Source organism: Sphingobacterium sp. 1.A.4, assembly GCF_002734245.1.
GTDB classification, from domain to species: domain Bacteria; phylum Bacteroidota; class Bacteroidia; order Sphingobacteriales; family Sphingobacteriaceae; genus Sphingobacterium; species Sphingobacterium tenebrionis.
In genome coordinates this window covers 1-16,042 of record NZ_PEAZ01000118.1, presented here as the reverse complement: position 1 = coordinate 16,042, position 16,042 = coordinate 1, and the positions used below count along the sequence as shown (strand labels likewise).

Annotated in this window: 15 protein-coding genes and 1 pseudogene; 8 read left to right on the top strand and 8 right to left on the bottom strand. The window is 39.5% G+C overall.

Going from position 1 to position 16,042, the window contains the following annotated elements; all coding sequences use genetic code 11:
• Positions 1–22: 22 nt before the first annotated feature.
• On the top strand, positions 23–730 hold the full coding sequence (locus CRJ00_RS17430) for an AAA family ATPase (RefSeq protein WP_099368004.1): 708 nt from the start codon (positions 23–25) through the stop codon (positions 728–730).
• Between the two features lie 247 nt (positions 731–977).
• Here the strand turns inward: CRJ00_RS17430 and CRJ00_RS17425 are convergent, their stop codons facing one another.
• Positions 978–2,603: an ABC-F family ATP-binding cassette domain-containing protein gene (locus CRJ00_RS17425; RefSeq protein ID WP_099368003.1), complete on the bottom strand. Its 1,626-nt coding sequence runs from the start codon at positions 2,601–2,603 to the stop codon at positions 978–980.
• A gap of 60 nt (positions 2,604–2,663) precedes the next feature.
• The gene (locus tag CRJ00_RS17420) at positions 2,664–3,554 is read right to left on the bottom strand and encodes a hypothetical protein (protein ID WP_099368002.1); all 891 of its coding nucleotides are present in this window, start codon (positions 3,552–3,554) and stop codon (positions 2,664–2,666) included.
• A gap of 244 nt (positions 3,555–3,798) precedes the next feature.
• Between CRJ00_RS17420 and CRJ00_RS17410 the strand changes: the two genes are divergently transcribed.
• From CRJ00_RS17410 to CRJ00_RS17400, 3 genes are all read left to right on the top strand, one after another.
• Positions 3,799–5,256, top strand: a complete 1,458-nt coding sequence (locus CRJ00_RS17410; protein WP_099368000.1) for an alanine/glycine:cation symporter family protein — start codon at positions 3,799–3,801, stop codon at positions 5,254–5,256.
• A 337-nt stretch (positions 5,257–5,593) separates the two neighbouring features.
• Positions 5,594–6,919, top strand: coding sequence for a Na+/H+ antiporter NhaC family protein (locus CRJ00_RS17405; protein WP_099367999.1), 1,326 nt, complete (start codon positions 5,594–5,596; stop codon positions 6,917–6,919).
• A gap of 97 nt (positions 6,920–7,016) precedes the next feature.
• Positions 7,017–8,270, top strand: coding sequence for a TlpA family protein disulfide reductase (locus tag CRJ00_RS17400; protein ID WP_180268525.1), 1,254 nt, complete (start codon positions 7,017–7,019; stop codon positions 8,268–8,270).
• Positions 8,271–8,388: 118 nt separating this feature from the next.
• Here the strand turns inward: CRJ00_RS17400 and CRJ00_RS17395 are convergent, their stop codons facing one another.
• Positions 8,389–8,991 carry an NUDIX hydrolase gene (locus CRJ00_RS17395; RefSeq protein WP_245153219.1) on the bottom strand — a complete coding sequence of 201 codons (603 nt, stop codon included), beginning with the start codon at positions 8,989–8,991 and terminating at the stop codon, positions 8,389–8,391.
• Between the two features lie 22 nt (positions 8,992–9,013).
• On the opposite strand from CRJ00_RS17395, the gene pyrE reads away from it, so the two are divergent.
• On the top strand, positions 9,014–9,661 hold the full coding sequence (pyrE, locus tag CRJ00_RS17390; protein WP_099367996.1) for an orotate phosphoribosyltransferase: 648 nt from the start codon (positions 9,014–9,016) through the stop codon (positions 9,659–9,661).
• Between the two features lie 17 nt (positions 9,662–9,678).
• On the top strand, positions 9,679–10,077 hold the full coding sequence (locus tag CRJ00_RS17385; RefSeq protein WP_099367995.1) for an SRPBCC family protein: 399 nt from the start codon (positions 9,679–9,681) through the stop codon (positions 10,075–10,077).
• Between the two features lie 107 nt (positions 10,078–10,184).
• Here the strand turns inward: CRJ00_RS17385 and CRJ00_RS17380 are convergent, their stop codons facing one another.
• From CRJ00_RS17380 to CRJ00_RS17365, 4 genes are all read right to left on the bottom strand, one after another.
• Positions 10,185–11,114, bottom strand: a complete 930-nt coding sequence (locus CRJ00_RS17380; protein WP_099367994.1) for a hypothetical protein — start codon at positions 11,112–11,114, stop codon at positions 10,185–10,187.
• The gene (locus tag CRJ00_RS17375; protein WP_099367993.1) at positions 11,114–12,142 is read right to left on the bottom strand and encodes a cytochrome-c peroxidase; all 1,029 of its coding nucleotides are present in this window, start codon (positions 12,140–12,142) and stop codon (positions 11,114–11,116) included. The genes CRJ00_RS17380 and CRJ00_RS17375 overlap by 1 nt, the downstream gene beginning before the upstream one ends.
• The gene (locus tag CRJ00_RS17370) at positions 12,135–12,944 is read right to left on the bottom strand and encodes an MbnP family protein (RefSeq protein WP_099367992.1); all 810 of its coding nucleotides are present in this window, start codon (positions 12,942–12,944) and stop codon (positions 12,135–12,137) included. Before CRJ00_RS17370 ends, CRJ00_RS17375 begins: the two co-directional genes overlap by 8 nt.
• An 84-nt stretch (positions 12,945–13,028) precedes the next feature.
• Entirely contained in the window at positions 13,029–13,397 is a 369-nt protein-coding gene (locus CRJ00_RS17365; protein ID WP_099367991.1) for a hypothetical protein, read from the bottom strand.
• A 140-nt stretch (positions 13,398–13,537) separates the two neighbouring features.
• Here CRJ00_RS17365 and CRJ00_RS17360 point away from each other — a divergent pair, with 140 nt between their 5' ends.
• Together CRJ00_RS17360 and trxB are read left to right on the top strand one after the other, a co-directional pair.
• Complete coding sequence (locus CRJ00_RS17360; protein WP_099367990.1) at positions 13,538–14,479, top strand: 3'-5' exonuclease; 942 nt, start codon at positions 13,538–13,540, stop codon at positions 14,477–14,479.
• An 18-nt stretch (positions 14,480–14,497) separates the two neighbouring features.
• On the top strand, positions 14,498–15,460 hold the full coding sequence (gene trxB, locus CRJ00_RS17355; RefSeq protein ID WP_099368121.1) for a thioredoxin-disulfide reductase: 963 nt from the start codon (positions 14,498–14,500) through the stop codon (positions 15,458–15,460).
• 347 nt (positions 15,461–15,807) lie between these two features.
• Here the strand turns inward: trxB and CRJ00_RS17350 are convergent.
• A pseudogene (locus tag CRJ00_RS17350) lies at positions 15,808–16,042 on the bottom strand (IS110 family transposase); the annotation flags it as partial.

Sequence of the window (16,042 nt, the reverse complement as noted above, 5' to 3'; positions counted from 1 at the left end):
TTGGCATTCATAGTTTTGAACCATGCATATACAGGATTTAATTATTAAGGATAAGGAGGCGATTGATATTCAGGATGTGTTCTTGAGTGAAAGCAATCGGGAGAGTATTAATCAATTGATTAAGGAAAATCTTTATGTGGAGGAATTAAGTCGCTATGGATTACCTGTAAGCAATAAAATATTGTTGTTTGGTAGTTCGGGATGTGGCAAGACGACTAGTGCCAAAGGTATTGCAAAAGCCTTGGGAAAACCCTTGATTATCTTGAATTTAAGTAATGTGATCAATGCCAGGATTGGTGAGACCTCGCAGCATTTAAAGCAGGTTTTTGATCGTGCTGGAAGGGATAAAGCCGTTTTGTTTTTGGATGAGTTTGATCAGATTGGTAAGGCTAGGGGCGAGGATGAGAATGATGTAGGGGAGATGCGTAGATTGGTGAATACCTTGATTCAATTGATTGATTATTTTCCGGAGGATTGTGTGTTGATTGCTGCAAGTAATCATGTGGATATTATTGATTCTGCGTTGATCAGGAGGTTTCAGTTGAGGTTGTCGTATGAAATGCCAATTCGGGAAGCCTTGGATGATTATTATGATAAATTGTTGGTTAGGTTTCCTGCTGATCTGCATCCTGAAGAAAGGATCTATGGGATTTCCTATGCGGAAGCAAAAGATTTTGCTTTGAAGGAAGTGAAGAAAAAGTTGATCGCGGAGTTGGAAGGGAAGGGGTAAAGTTTTTTTACGTCAGAGGAACCTAAAACGTCATTGCGAGGAACGAAGCAATCTTTCTTTAATGTCATCCTTTCTTTTTTTTGTCATCCTGAGCGTAGTCGAAGGATCTGTACGGGTACAAACGAACAGATGGTTCGACTACGCTCACCATGACATGGCTAAAGATTGCTTCGTCGTGCCTCCTCGCAATGACGCAAACTCGTCCTCGCAATGAAGCATATTTCGCAATGACGCAATACCAGTTTACCTACCTATACATTTCCTCTCTTTGGGCTTTTACAGCTTCCGAGTTTATATACTCATCATAAGTCATCAACTTATCAATAATTCCATTAGGCGTCAATTCAATAATCCTGTTCGCTACAGTCTGCGTCAACTCATGATCTCGTGAAGTAAACAACATCGATCCTCTGAAATCATTCATACCATTATTCAATGCGGTAATAGACTCCAGATCCAAGTGGTTGGTCGGCTCATCAAAGATCAAGAAGTTTGCACCCTGCAACATCATCCTGGAGAACATACAACGCATTTTCTCTCCTCCCGACAGTACTGAACATTTCTTCAATACCTCTTCGCCAGAGAACAACATCTTCCCTAAGAATCCACGGATAAATTGCTCATCCGCATCCGGTTTAGTGGTATAATCCCTTAACCAATCTACCAAATTTTCTTCGCGGCCTTCAAAGAAAGCAGCGTTTTCAATCGGCATATCCGCAGGTGTAATCGTGATACCCCATTTAAATTCCCCAACGTAATCCTTATCTCTTCCGGCAAGAATATCATAAAAGGCAGAAGTAACTAAGTTATTCTCAGCAAGTACAGCAATCTTATCCCCTTTATTGATCATAAAGCTGATGTTTTTGAAGTAAACTTCACCATTCACTGTTTTACCAAGGTTTTCCACGTTCAGAATCTGATCTCCCGGTTCACGGTCCATCAAGTTGAACATGATCGCTGGATACTTTCTGTTCGAAGGCTTGATCTCATCCAAATTGATTTTATCCAACGCCTTTTTACGGGAAGTAGCCTGTTTGGATTTGGAAGCATTGGCCGAGAAACGACGGATAAATTCCTGAAGTTCCTTCACCTTATCTTCCATTTTCTTATTCTGATCAGCACGTTGTTTAAGTGCTAATTGAGAAGACTCGTACCAGAAGGTATAGTTACCTGTGTAGATGGACATTTTTCCGAAGTCAATATCCACAATATGCGTACATACAGCATCCAAAAAGTGACGGTCGTGGGAAACAACCAAGACAATCGCTTCATAGCTTGCCAAGAAATCCTCCAACCAAGCAATGGTGTTGATGTCCAAGTCGTTGGTAGGCTCATCCAGGATCAGGATATCCGGTTTTCCGAATAAAGCTTGGGCCAATAATACCCTTACTTTTTCATTACCATCCAATTCCTTAACCAATTTATAGTGTTGCTCTTCTTTGATTCCCAAATTGCTCAATAGAGTAGCGGCATTACTTTCCGCATTCCAACCATCCATCTCGGCAAATAAGCTTTCTAATTCTCCAGCACGTTCTCCATCTGCATCCGAAAAATCTTCCTTCATATAGATGGCATCTTTCTCCTGCATGATTTTGTATAGATCCTGGTTACCCATCAATACGGTTTGAATGACGGTGAATTCATCAAAAGCATAGTGGTTCTGGTTTAATACAGACATACGCTCACCTGGGGTGAATGCAACTGAACCGGAGGTAGGGTCTACCTCACCAGAAATGATCTTTAGGAACGTGGATTTTCCAGCACCATTAGCGCCGATAATACCATAACAATTTCCTGGAGTGAATTTTAAGTTGACATCTTCGAATAGAATACGTTTTCCATAACGAAGGGATAGATTCGATACATTAATCATGGCGCAAAGATACGGTTATTTCTTGATAATTAGAACAGTATTCCTAGCTGGGAATTTGGCCTAGATTTTCTCCAATTCCAAGGAAAGGGCTTTCAGATCTTGCTTCATCAGATTGATGTTTGATTCTAATTGATCATACATATCCGCACGGTTTTCCAGTTGCTCACTGCTATATTTTCCGCCCGTACCAAAATACAAATCCAATAGTTCCTGTTCCGGCTTCTTGTTGATCTGCCCAAAACTCGTCCATTTTTGAACAATCTGCTCACGCAAGGAATTATTTAAACCATTTTCTGGGCTCTTATAATTTAGGTAATACCATACTGCAGGAGGGAAGTTCTGGGAAACGGGCGAGCCAAACCAGATATCCTTTAATGCATTCCGTTTATGATGGAATTCTATGGATTCATCGTTCATCAACATCATCACCCCAAAAGTAGCTTCTGCCAAACCCGTACTGATGCCCACAACGGAACTGGCTTTGTCATTTTTGATGATCCCTTCCGTTAAAATGGCGCCTAAGGCGCCCACCACAATCGCACTGATGGTCAGTTTCGATTCCCGTTCATTACTCCTTCCGATCAGGTAATTTGCAATCTGGCTGGTGCGCTCCTCTTCACAATCCATTTCCGAGGAAATAGCTGAAATCTCCAGAGAAGACATATTGATCTTATGATCGATTTCCTGTTTAAGTTCCAAAATCTCCACTCGATATTGCAGATCTTCCTTGCTTTTTGGGTTCGCTCGCAATTCAGCATACCGGGTAATGGTATTCAGGATGCCAATGGCGTTTGCCATGTTCAGATTGTTGAAAGACAGTCGATCCTTTAGCAATGGTGATATCACGCGTTCATGTAAGGGAATAGGAAGGCTATCCAAACTATATTGATAGATGTTCTGCTGGTTACAGTTGCTATGTTGAAGCAAATCCTTAATCTCCAAATTTTTCATGCTTCGGCAAGAGGAAAGCAGCCCAATTGTTAACATAAAAGGCAGAAGAATTTTAATTCGATGCAAAGTTAGTGTAGGCATAATCAATCGGGTTCGTGTTAGTGTAATTAACTTGAATAGATTCCGCACTCAAATATGGAATAAAAGTATGATAAAATTAAAAAAAATGATTTTTGCCGATGATTTCTCAAAAAATTAGTTTCTTTACAATGTTTTATGATAAATAACTCAATAAACCAAATTAATGGATAATTTTATTTCAACCTTCTCCGGACTAGTCTGGAGTGAAGTCTTTATAGGTCTTTGTTTAATTACAGGGCTTTATTTTTCAATCCGAACCGGCTTTCTTCAAGTAACCTACCTCAAGGATATGCTTCGGCTTTTATTTGCCAAAAAGAAATCTGATGAAGGGATTTCCTCGTTTCAGGCGTTTGCATTGGCCATATCCGGTCGTGTGGGTACCGGAAATATTATCGGGGTAGCAACAGCGATCTTTTATGGAGGACCGGGCGCGATTTTTTGGATGTGGATTATTGCCTTTTTAGGATCTGCTTCTGCTTTTGTGGAAGCAATGCTTGGGCAGTTATATAAACGGAAGGAAGGGAACGAATTCCGTGGTGGTCCGGCTTATTATATTGAAAAAGGATTAGGTGTTAAATGGTATGCTATTCTATTTGCGGTGTTGACCGTAATCAGTGCTGGGTTATTATTGCCTGGTGTTCAAAGTAATGCCATTGCATCATCCGCATTTAATGCCTTTGAAATTCCGACCAATTACACCGGTATTGGCATTGTGATACTTTTGGTACTCATCATTTTTGGAGGTGTTAAGCGATTGGGGACTGTAGCTGAATATGTGGTCCCATTTATGGCAGGAGGGTATATCCTAATGACCTTGATCATCATCGGAATGAATTACCAACAGATCCCAGAGGTGTTTTCCTTGATCTTCCGATCGGCATTTAGTGTGGATGCTACTTTTGGTGGAATTATAGGAATGGCGATTGCTTGGGGGGTAAAAAGGGGGATATATTCAAACGAAGCAGGTCAGGGTACTGCTCCTCATGCTGCTGCAGCAGCAGAGGTTAACCATCCTGCACAACAAGGACTTGTCCAAGCATTTTCTGTTTATGTAGATACGTTATTTGTTTGTACAGCTACCGCTTTGATGATCCTGTTCACTGGGATGTATAATGTAACAGAAGTTGATGCGGCAGGTAAAGCAACTACATTTATTACTGAAAATCTTCCAGGAGTAGATTATAATGGATTTACGCAGGCCGCTATTTCCCACCATTTTCCTGGTTTTGGAAATGAATTTGTAGCTATCGCTTTATTTTTCTTTGCTTTTACCACCATTATGGCGTATTTCTATTATGCAGATACCAATATTGCCTACTTGATCAAAAATGAAAGAGCCAAAAAGATTGTTGGATTACTTTTCAAGGTTGTATTTCTTTCTACGGTTTATTTTGGTACTATCCGTAAAGCTGATACGGCTTGGGCGATAGGTGATGTGGGTGTGGGATTGATGGCTTGGGTCAATATAATCGCTATTTTATTAATGAGTAAAATTGCCATGAAGGTATGGAAGGACTATAAAGAACAGCGCAAGCGCGGGATCGAAGATCCAACTTTTGATCCAAAAGCTATTGGACTCAAGAATGCTGACTTCTGGGAAGAAAACAATGAAAAAAAATAAAAGACACTTATTAGTTCAATCAGCTATCTGAATTTAGGATATAAATAAAGGGGCTATTTCAATGGAAATAGCCCCTTTACTGTTTTAAAATGACTTAACGTATACCAAAGCAAGTTGTTGCAAATACGAGAACGAAAGCCACAACTAGTAAGAGTACTAAAGTGGTCAAGGGTGTCCTTTTCATGTTAGTTTATCATTAAGTTTAAAATGGTGATGTTCTTAAAGTTACATATATTTTTTTACCAATGAAATAATAATTAATTAAAATTAAATATGGATTTATAGATTCTGATGATAATGTGCTACTTTTGAACCACGTAAATATTAATCTAGGCTTATGAAAGAAGGCAGATTTTGGGCCTTACTACCTTTATTGTTTTTTGTAGTAATCTATTTTGCAGGCTCTTATATATTGGGTGATTTTTATGCATTACCCGTTTTGGTCGTTTTTGTATTGGCATTATTTGTAGCATTTTTCCAATTCCCTAAGATCACATTCCAAGAAAAATTGAAGGGTTTTGCCCAGGGAGCAGGAAATGAGAACATCCTGATCATGATCTTGATTTTCTTATTGGCAGGCGCTTTTGGTGAAGTCTCCAAGAATATCGGTGCCATATCATCTACCATCAATTTTGCGCTTACTTACGTTCCGCCGCAATTTGTGATTGCCGGTTTGTTTCTGGTTTCCTGTTTTATTTCCACTTCTTTAGGAACTTCTGTTGGAACCATCGTGGCTTTGGCACCCATTGCCGTAGGATTGGAAAACAACATCCAAGGGATTATGGCTATCGCCTTGGCCGCAGTTATTGGAGGGGCCATGTTTGGGGATAACCTTTCCTTTATTTCTGATACGACCATTGCCGCAACCCGGACCCAAGGAATAGGCATGAAGGAGAAATTTAAGGTAAATTTCCGAATGGTATTACCTGTGGCTATCCTTGTTTTTATTATTTACAGTGTGATGGGTTGGCAAATGTTGGCAGATGCTGAAGATATCAAAGTCGGTTCATTTGAACTCGTCAAAATAGTACCGTATGTATTGGTTTTTGTATTGGCATTACTAGGGGTCAATGTGATCTGGACCCTAGGCATTGGCATTGTGTCCGCCGGCTTGATTGGTTTCTTTACCCAATCCATTGATTTCTTAGGATTTTTAAAATCTATTAACGATGGTTTTGCAGGGATGTTCGAACTGAGTATATTATGCTTGATCATCGGTGGGGTAGTGGGTATTATCCGGATGAACGGTGGTATTGAATTTTTATTGAACATGGTCACCAAAAGAATCAATTCTAAAAGGGCTGCTGAGCTAGGTATTGCCTTTCTGGTATCCTTGGTCAATTTAGCCATTGCCAACAATACCATTACCATCGTTATCGTGGGGCCTATTGCCAAGGAAATTTCCGATAAGAACCAATTGGAGGGCAGCCGGGTGGCGAGTATTTTGGATACGGTTTCCTGTTTTATCCAGGGCATAGTGCCCTACGGAGCACAAATATTGGCCGCTATGGCAGCAGCCAATGTGCTTTTATCCGAAAAAAATCTACCGCTGATGTCTCCAGTTGATGTCATGCAATATTTATACTATCCATTTTTAATGGGTATAGTAACCTTTTTGGTTATTATCTTCAAGAAACGTCAGGCAAACCCTCAAACCGGTTAAAACCTGAATGCGAAGCCTATATGAACGTTTTTCAAATATCTACGAAAAAATCGTATTTTTATTAAAAGTATATATTTTTATTGAAAATCTAATTATTATGAAAGCATTCAGAAATTTAATCATTTATACCCTACTTCTAGCTTCCACGTCAATCGATGGTCATGCACAATCCTTAACCCCTGGTAAAGACCTACATTTTACAGCAGGTATAAATACCGATCTAAAACCAGATAATCTCAAGAATAAGTATATTCTGCTTGATTTTTGGGCCACTTGGTGTGCGCCATGTTTAGAAGGTATGCCACATATCAATAGTTTACAGAAAAAATTTAGCCAGGTTAAAGATTTATATTTCTTATCTATTACTGATGAGCATGTCGGTAAAGCAAAACAAATCGTAGAACGATTTTCTTTTGAAACCCATGCCGTTTCTGACAGTACTGGAAATCTGCATAAAATCTTTGATATAAAAACCCTTCCAACAGCTATTTTATTAGATCGAAAAGGAACGGTGAAATGGAAAGGTAACCCTAAAGACATCACTTCGGAAATGCTTGAGGCGCTTATAAACAATCAAGATATTACGGTAGAATCTACCAAGATTCAATCCATTAACTCCGAACCTCCTGCCATAGCAAGTGTAAGAAATACGAATCTAGGTGGCCAAGTGGAGAAGGCAAAGGAAATGGCAGCGGAATTTATGGCCATCTACAATAATCCCTCAATTATAGAATATTTATTTTTGGAAAGGAGTACTTCTAATAATTTCTCAAAATCATTTTCATACAAGCATCAAGATTCAAGATTTACCTATAAATTAGCAGTTCCATTCCGTGTCTTTGCCGCTGAACTTATGGGTATCAGTACCTCCTCAATTGAACTATCAGATTCTTTGGAAAACCTTAAAGTAGATTATTGTTATAAAGGAGGTAATCGTTATTTGGATAGTGCTTGGCGAGTGGATGCATTATTGAATAAACTGAACATCCAAATGGATTCCAATTTGCATACAGTTGAAGTGTTTGAACTTGGAATTTTTGATAATAATTTAATTCAAACGTCCTTAAATAAAAATAAAAATGGTTTCAGTCGGACTAGTTCATCCGATGGACATCAAATTATTGCAGTTGACAATGTGCCACTCCGAGAGCTTGCCGATGTTTTACAAGATAATTTCGGAAATTATTTTCGATGGAAAGGAATCCTAAATGATTCAAAATATGATCTAGTCTTAAAAGCCAGTGATCTGATGGAACTTAAAAAATCATTGGGCATATATGGTATATCTCTTGATTCTAAACTCGAAAAGGTGAATAAATTTCGGTTTTCAGAGGGTAGAAATAAACTATGACAAGACCATACTTGGTTCTTACTGCAAGTGATGTGTAAGTGACATGTAAGTGAGGTGTAAGTGCCAAAAGGCACTTACACCATACTTACATGATGCTTTTACCTTGCTTTTACTACGGCTACAATATAGCGGCTTCGGTTTTTATTCTTTTTACGATATCATAGATCAAAGGATAGGTATTATCCTTTACTTTTTTCAGTTCGGAGACTTTAAGCCATTCCGCGGCATCAATATCTTCTTCTAATTGGGGAGTAAGTTTAGGGATTTTATTCACACCCATATCGTACCATTTTGTTTGCTTAAGCACAAACTTTCCTCGCATGTAATAAGTATGGTATGAAGTGGCCACTTTTTTTCCTAGGTAGTTGATCTTCACGCCACATTCCTCTTCCACCTCTCTTTTGGCGGCTTCTTTCATCTTTTCACCATCCTCCACTTTACCTTTTGGAAGATCCCATTTTCCCAATCGGTGAATAAATAAATATTCGCCATTTCCGTTTTTTACTAAGCCTCCAGCAGCTTTAATAATCCTGGTGGTACTGATGATATTCTTGAAAACTTTTTGGAAATTTTCGTGTATGTATAAGTAGATTGTTTTTTCTTGAAGTTTTGAAGACTCTATAAAAAGTTTTTCCAAATCAATGTCTTGTAAACCAATCGTTTGAACATTTTCTTTTATATGAGGGGTGAAATCTGCCAAAATTAACAGAGATTGGTTCATATAAATTTTATAAATTTGTGCCATGAATTATTTAAATGAGGTTGAACAAAAAGTTGCTGAATCCTTATTGCAAATTAAAGCAATAAAATTACAACCTAAAAGTCCTTTTACATGGGCCTCGGGTTGGAAGTCACCAATCTACTGTGATAATCGAGTAACTTTATCTCATCCCGCTATCCGTACATACATCCGTCAGAAGCTTTCCCAATTGATCCAAGAGGAATTTGGATCGGTGGATATGATCTCGGGTGTGGCAACGGCAGGTATCCCTCAAGGTGTACTTGTAGCACAGGATCTAGGTTTACCTTTTTCCTATGTACGCAGCAGTGCGAAAGATCATGGTCGTCAGAATCTTATTGAAGGAGAGGTGATTTCTGGTCAACGTGTAGTTGTGGTGGAAGATTTGGTTTCTACAGGAAAAAGCAGCTTAGTCGCTGTTAAAGCCTTACGCGAAGCAGGATGCAATGTGGTGGGGTTGGTTTCAATCTTTACTTACGGTTTGGATGAAGCCCGCAAAAACTTTGAAGATGCGAAATGTACTTTCCACAGTTTATGTAATTATGAGGCCTTGATTCGGGTAGCTGCCTCAAACAGTTATATCAAAGAATCGGATATTGAACTGTTGGAAAAATGGAGACAAGATCCAGCTTCTTGGAACCCTGAATTATAATAATTGAATTATTCGCTATGACTATCATTCAAAATTCTACCATTATCCATAAACCTTTAGAAGAGGTTTATCAATTTCTAGCAGATTTGAACAACCATGAGCAATTGATGCCAGATAATATCTATAACTGGACCTCAACTGCTGATGAAGCGAAGTTCACCATCAAAAACATGGCAAAACTAGCGTTGAGAATCAGCGAACGTATAGAGAACAAAGAATTAGTTAGTGTACCATCGGAAGAAGCACCATTTGCAATTACCTTGCGTTGGAAAGTGGAACCAGAAACAGAAACAACTACAAAAGCTACGTTTGTTATTGAAGCTGAACTGAATATGATGATGAAGATGATGGCTTCCGGCCCACTTCAGAAATTGGTGGATCACCAAGTTACACGACTTAAGGAAGTTTTAGGTTAATAATCTTGTAGCTTATAGATAAGCTTTATAAAATATAGAAAAAGCAGCTTTTAAAAGCTGCTTTTTTTATTCGACATTAAAATTTCTCCAATTTTTTAGCTTATTATTTAAAAGGAATAGGAGATATGGGTTAAGATCCTGTTCCCAGCATGTATCCTATGGTTTCCAAGGTCCTGATGTATCGGTTTTTGGAAATTAATCCCTAGGGAGAGCCTGTTCCAGTTGCTTTCCACTCCAATACTTCCATTCAGCAAATCTCCTCCGGTTTCATGGACCAAAAAATCATTATTCCGATCTTTCCATTGGTTTTCATAGGCTAATCCTAGATTTGGAGCTATTCGTTTGTCCTTTCCCAAAGCGATCTTATAATAGGCTGAGGCATTGGCTGCTATTTTATTGCCGTAACGATAGTGATCTTTGTTCTCGGTATTGATCTTATAGCTGACGTTACTGTTGATTCCAAAATCTTGAATCCGGATATCATACATCAAACTTGGGATGAAGTCTAAAGATCCTGTTCCTAATTGAAAAATATTGGGATTTACGGATTGTGCGTTTTTTTGTTCCTGAACATCGTATTTACCCGAAGGTAGCTTCAAGCCCATACCTAACCAAAGGCCTTGTACGATAAGTTTATTCTGCTTAGAACTACTAGATCGACCAAACACTTGGTAATAACCATGGATGACCAGGTCGCTTAGACCATTTTTTCTCCTTAACGAATTATTACCTTCAGTAAATTTTTCATTGAAGTTATAGGGGATGATGCTGAGGACTCGCCATTTCTCCTTGATGTTCCATGCGCCCCATAATTCCATGGATTGATATTTTTCATCAGTAGTTAATACTGATCGATTGCCCTGTACGTCCAACTGTGTCGTCAATTTGTTGAATTGATAGCGTAATCCGACAAAGCGCTTGTTGAAATCGGGCAAAAGTCCGATATAGTTACCTCCAACGCCACATCCACAGATGTCGCAAGCAAAGGTGGGTACAAAATGGAGAAATAAAAAAACGGATAAGATTATTTTTTTCATTAGAATTCGTGATATAAGCTGTTGTTAACAAAATTGTCATCGTTCAATGTGTTGAGAAAGGCCATTAATTGTTGGACTTCCAGATCTGATAACTCGATTTTAATTTTTTCTTTTAAAAAGGGATCCAGATTTTTGGTCGCCTTTATTTCCCTGCGGTAATGATTGATGACTGCTTCTAACGTTTTGAATTGCCCGTCATGCATGTAAGGAGCAGTGTATCGCAGATTTCGTAGGCTCGGCACCTTAAATTTCAAACGGTCTTCCTCTAATTGGGAGATTTCGAATCTACCCTGATCCTTGATGCTGTTTTCGCCAATACCATTATCCCGGTATTGTTGGTCTGTAAACAAAGGTTCCTGATGGCAGGCATTGCAATTGGCTTGAAAAATTACATAGCCAGCATTTTCCTCTGCCGAAAAGGTTGCTTCCATTCGCATTACTCTATCGTATTTCGACTGATCGGAAACCAGCATGACCATAAATTGCGACATGGCTTTGAACATGTTGATGCTATTGATCTCAGAGGTTCCAAAAACTTCCTTGAATAGCCTTGGATATGTATTCGACTGTTGGAGTTTTTGTAATACGTTGCTAAGTTTTTCATCCATTTCCAAGGGGTTCTCGATTGGGGCAATGGGGAATAGATCGAGGTGGAATACCCCGCCATCCCAAAAAAAAGATCTGTTCCAAGCCAGGTTGAAGAGTGGCATGCTGTTGCGTGTTCCCTGCCTGTCCTCAATTCCATGACTTACATCATGACCATGGTGTGTAAAGGCATGTTGCGCAATATGGCAACTTCCGCAGGAAATGCTATTGTCTCTTGAAAGGATTGGGTCGTAGAACAATTTTTTTCCCAATGCAAAGCCTTTCTCCGAAATAGGATTACCAGCGAAATTATAGGTGGGTTCAGGGAAATTCAGAGGCTTTTTAAAGCCCCTGAACTTGTTTTCAATGATTTCCTCTGATTTCTGGCAGGCAAATACCAAACTTAAAATCGTCACCATTACCCAAAAGATCTGCCTATTCATTTGGGAGTTTTTGTTGGTTGTGAGTATGGTCGTGCGTGAACATATCCTTATAATTATCGGCGATAAGATCATTAGGACCACTCACCATGACCATTGGATTTTTTGCGATGCTCATTTTATTTGTGCCATCCAAAGCTTTACCAATATCGACCAAAAGATGTATATCCGAACTGTAACCTGCCTTAACCTGTGCGGAACCAGCTTTGCCTAGATCCAGGTCGATGGTTTTGATGTTGTTCTTAGTGGGTTTATCATAGCCACCGAATAAACCGATGTGATAGGCAAACCGCTTCCTATCATTTGGAACAGCGTCAGAAATGCCCTCCATTTTGAAAAAGATATAACCTGAATTCCAACCCCAGTACATGCCTGAAGTCGCAATGTCTAAAACGCCTGTTCTATTTTCGGCTGGAGATTTACTGGTTTCTTCATCGATGCCTAGTATAAACTGCAAATGGGTGTAATTTCCTTCCGGTACCTCAAACATGGGGAATAGGGAGGACGGTTTTTCCGCGTCGATCAGAAAAAAGGATTCCTTTTTTGGTAGTATGAACACCTTGCCCTGATCATTGATCAGTTTAATGTCGCTGATATAATATTTAAGGATGTCGATCTTGTAACGTTCATTAAAACTGTTGCTGTATTCGCCAGTTTTCAATTGCAGTGTTTTTCCGGAAACAATATGGTCAAACTTTAGCTTAACGGATCCTTTTTTGTTCTGATCGTAAGTGATGTCATTTTTTTGACAAGAGAATAAGGTGCTACCTATTAATAGGCAACATAGGAATAATCTGATATTCATGGTTTTTTCGTTTAAATAAAATATTCAATAGGATTCCTGACCACATCATGGATATAGTAATAGGAATTTGGTTGAAAAAGAATATTAAATGAGAGGGGGACGGAAAAGACCTCCAACCAATAGTTTTGGATGCAGGTTGGAAGCGAAGAGGTTGTAGGGTTGTTCAGCGATCTCCGCGGAAATCGGGCGTTGTAAAGAAAACACCAATTCAAGCATAGAAATGCTCTCTTGTAGGTTTACTTTGAAGTTTTCCTGTTCATGTTCCTGTTGGGCTTTTAGTTTTTTAGCCAGGTAACATTGGCCATGACAATTGTTGTTTTCCATATTCCGCTGAATACAGAGGTACTTCTCAATATAATTTTGGTTGTAATAAAAAGAGGTACAAATCAACAAAGTACTGTTGCTCTGCAGCAACATAACAGGAATAAGCAGATATATTAACCATTTCTTCATTGATGCGACAAAGGTAAATCATGAATTGGGAAATCAAAAATTTTACAATGAATTAATTTTTTAGTCGTGCTACTAGGCTGTTCTGATGGATAGTTTTTGTATTTTTGGGAACTTTGAAAAACCGTAATTAAAAAAACAGCATGGAATTGAATTTAAAGCGACCTTTAGCATTCTTCGATTTGGAGACTACCGGTGTGAATGTTGCTACCGATAGAATTGTTGAAGTGTCGATATTAAAGGTTTCTCCTGGAGGAAAAGAAGAAACATTGACGCTTAAGGTAAATCCTGAAAGGCCTATTCCAGCAGAGTCATCCATGTTTCATGGTATCTATGACGAAGATGTAAAAGATTTGCCTCCTTTCAAGGCTCGTGCAAAAGAAATTGCAGAATTTATTGGCGACGCTGATTTAGCTGGTTATAATTCCAATAAATTTGATGTGCCTATGCTGATGGAGGAATTCCTTCGTGCTGGCGTGAACTTTTCGTTGGATGGCCGTGCATTTGTGGATGTACAGAATATTTTCCATCAAATGGAACAGCGGACATTGAAGGCGGCGTATAAATTTTACTGTGATCAAGACCTGACGAATGCCCATACGGCAGAGGCGGATGTGCGAGCTACCTATGAAGTGTTAAAAGCCCAGTTAAGTAAATACGATGGGGTAGATTATGAAGACAAGCACGGTCAGGTAAGTAAACCGGTGGTGAATGATGTGGAAGCTTTGCATAGTTTTACCAACTTGAGCAAGCCAGTGGATTTTGCTGGCCGTTTGGTATTTGATGAAGATGGTGATCCAACGATCAACTTTGGTAAACATAAGGGCAGAAAGGTGGTGGATATTTTCGAGGTGGAGCCAAGTTATTATGCATGGATGCAGAATGGCGATTTCCCTTTGTACACCAAAAAGGTGTTGGAGAATATATGGAACGATTACAAGAACAAAAGAAAAGAAAATAAGCAAGGGACAAGTGAGCCTGTAAGACCGTCTAATGTGGTAAAACCGGCATATAAAAAACAAGAACCGGCAAAACCGATCACGGATGATATGTTGAAAGGTTTACAAGATAAGTTTAAGAAATAGAACCAATATAATATTATGATGAAAACTGAGGAAGAAATAGAAAGAGTAAGTTGTTTGATTATCGGGTCTGGACCTGCGGGTTACACTGCAGCTATTTATGCAGCTAGAGCCGATTTAAAACCTGTTGTGTATACAGGTATGGTACCAGGTGGTCAATTGACCCAGACTACAGAAGTAGATAATTTTCCGGGATATCCGCAAGGGATTACTGGTCCGGTTATGATGGAAGATCTTCGTGCGCAAGCGGAACGTTTTGGAACTTCCGTTCGTTTCGGCTATGCGACAAAGGTTGATTTTTCAAGAGATGGTGGTATACATAAAGTAGAGATTGATGGGGTTAAGCATATTGAGGCTGAGACTGTTATTATCGCTACTGGTGCAACGGCTAAATGGTTAGGATTGGATTCGGAGCAAAAGTACAATGGTTTTGGAGTATCTGCCTGTGCGGTTTGTGATGGATTTTTCTTTAAAGGTCAGGATGTAGCGATCGTAGGCGCTGGAGATACAGCAGCGGAAGAGGCAACTTACTTGGCAAAATTGGCTAGAAAAGTATATATGTTGGTTCGTCGTGATGAATTCAGGGCTTCTAAGGCCATGGTTCACCGCGTGATGAACACCGAAAATATTGAGGTATTGTATAATACCGAGACTGAGGAGATTTTAGGAGATGGTCAGGTTGTAACTGGACTTCGCGTGAAGAATAACCAGACAGAGGCGGTAAGTCATATTGATATTACTGGATTTTTTGTGGCGATTGGGCATAAACCGAATACGGAATTGTTCCAAGGTGTTTTGGATATGGATGAGACTGGTTATTTGATTACCAAAGCAGATAGTACAGCGACGAATATTCCGGGAGTTTTTGCTTGTGGAGATGTGCAGGATCATGTTTTCCGTCAGGCGATTACTGCAGCTGGAACAGGTTGTATGTCTGCGCTGGAAGCGGAAAGATATTTGATGGCTAAACAGGATATTGTTTAGGTAGGAGGTTTTCGTCATTGCGAGGAACTTTACCCGTCATTGCGAGGAGGTACGAGGAAGCAATCTTCCCGCATGTCATGCTGAGCATCGTCGAAGCATCTGTTCGTATGTAACCGTACAGATCCTTCGACTGCGCTCAGGATGACAAAGGCTAAAGATTGCTTCGTTCCTCGCAATGACGCTTACCCTCACTATGACGTTCAAAGATTGCTTCGTTCCTCGCAATGACGCTTACCCTCACTATGACGTTCAAAGATTGCTTCGTTCCTCGCAATGACGCTTATCCTCGCAATGAACTGTGTATATATCCAAATAATAAATTAAATTTTCTCCAAATAATATTCTGATTAGGCCGCTTTTGCGATGTAGCCCTTTCCAGATTTTGCGATGGCGAATGCCTGTTTGATCAGTTTGTTCACCACTGCTATGATTGCGACCTTGTAGGGTTTTCCCTTTTCCATCAACCTCCCATAAAGCCCGCTGCAGGCGGTGTTGCTCCTGATGGCGGATATTGCCGCCATGTACAGCACCTTTCTGACCTGGCCCATCCCCATCTTGCAGATATGTCCCTTTCCCCTTACA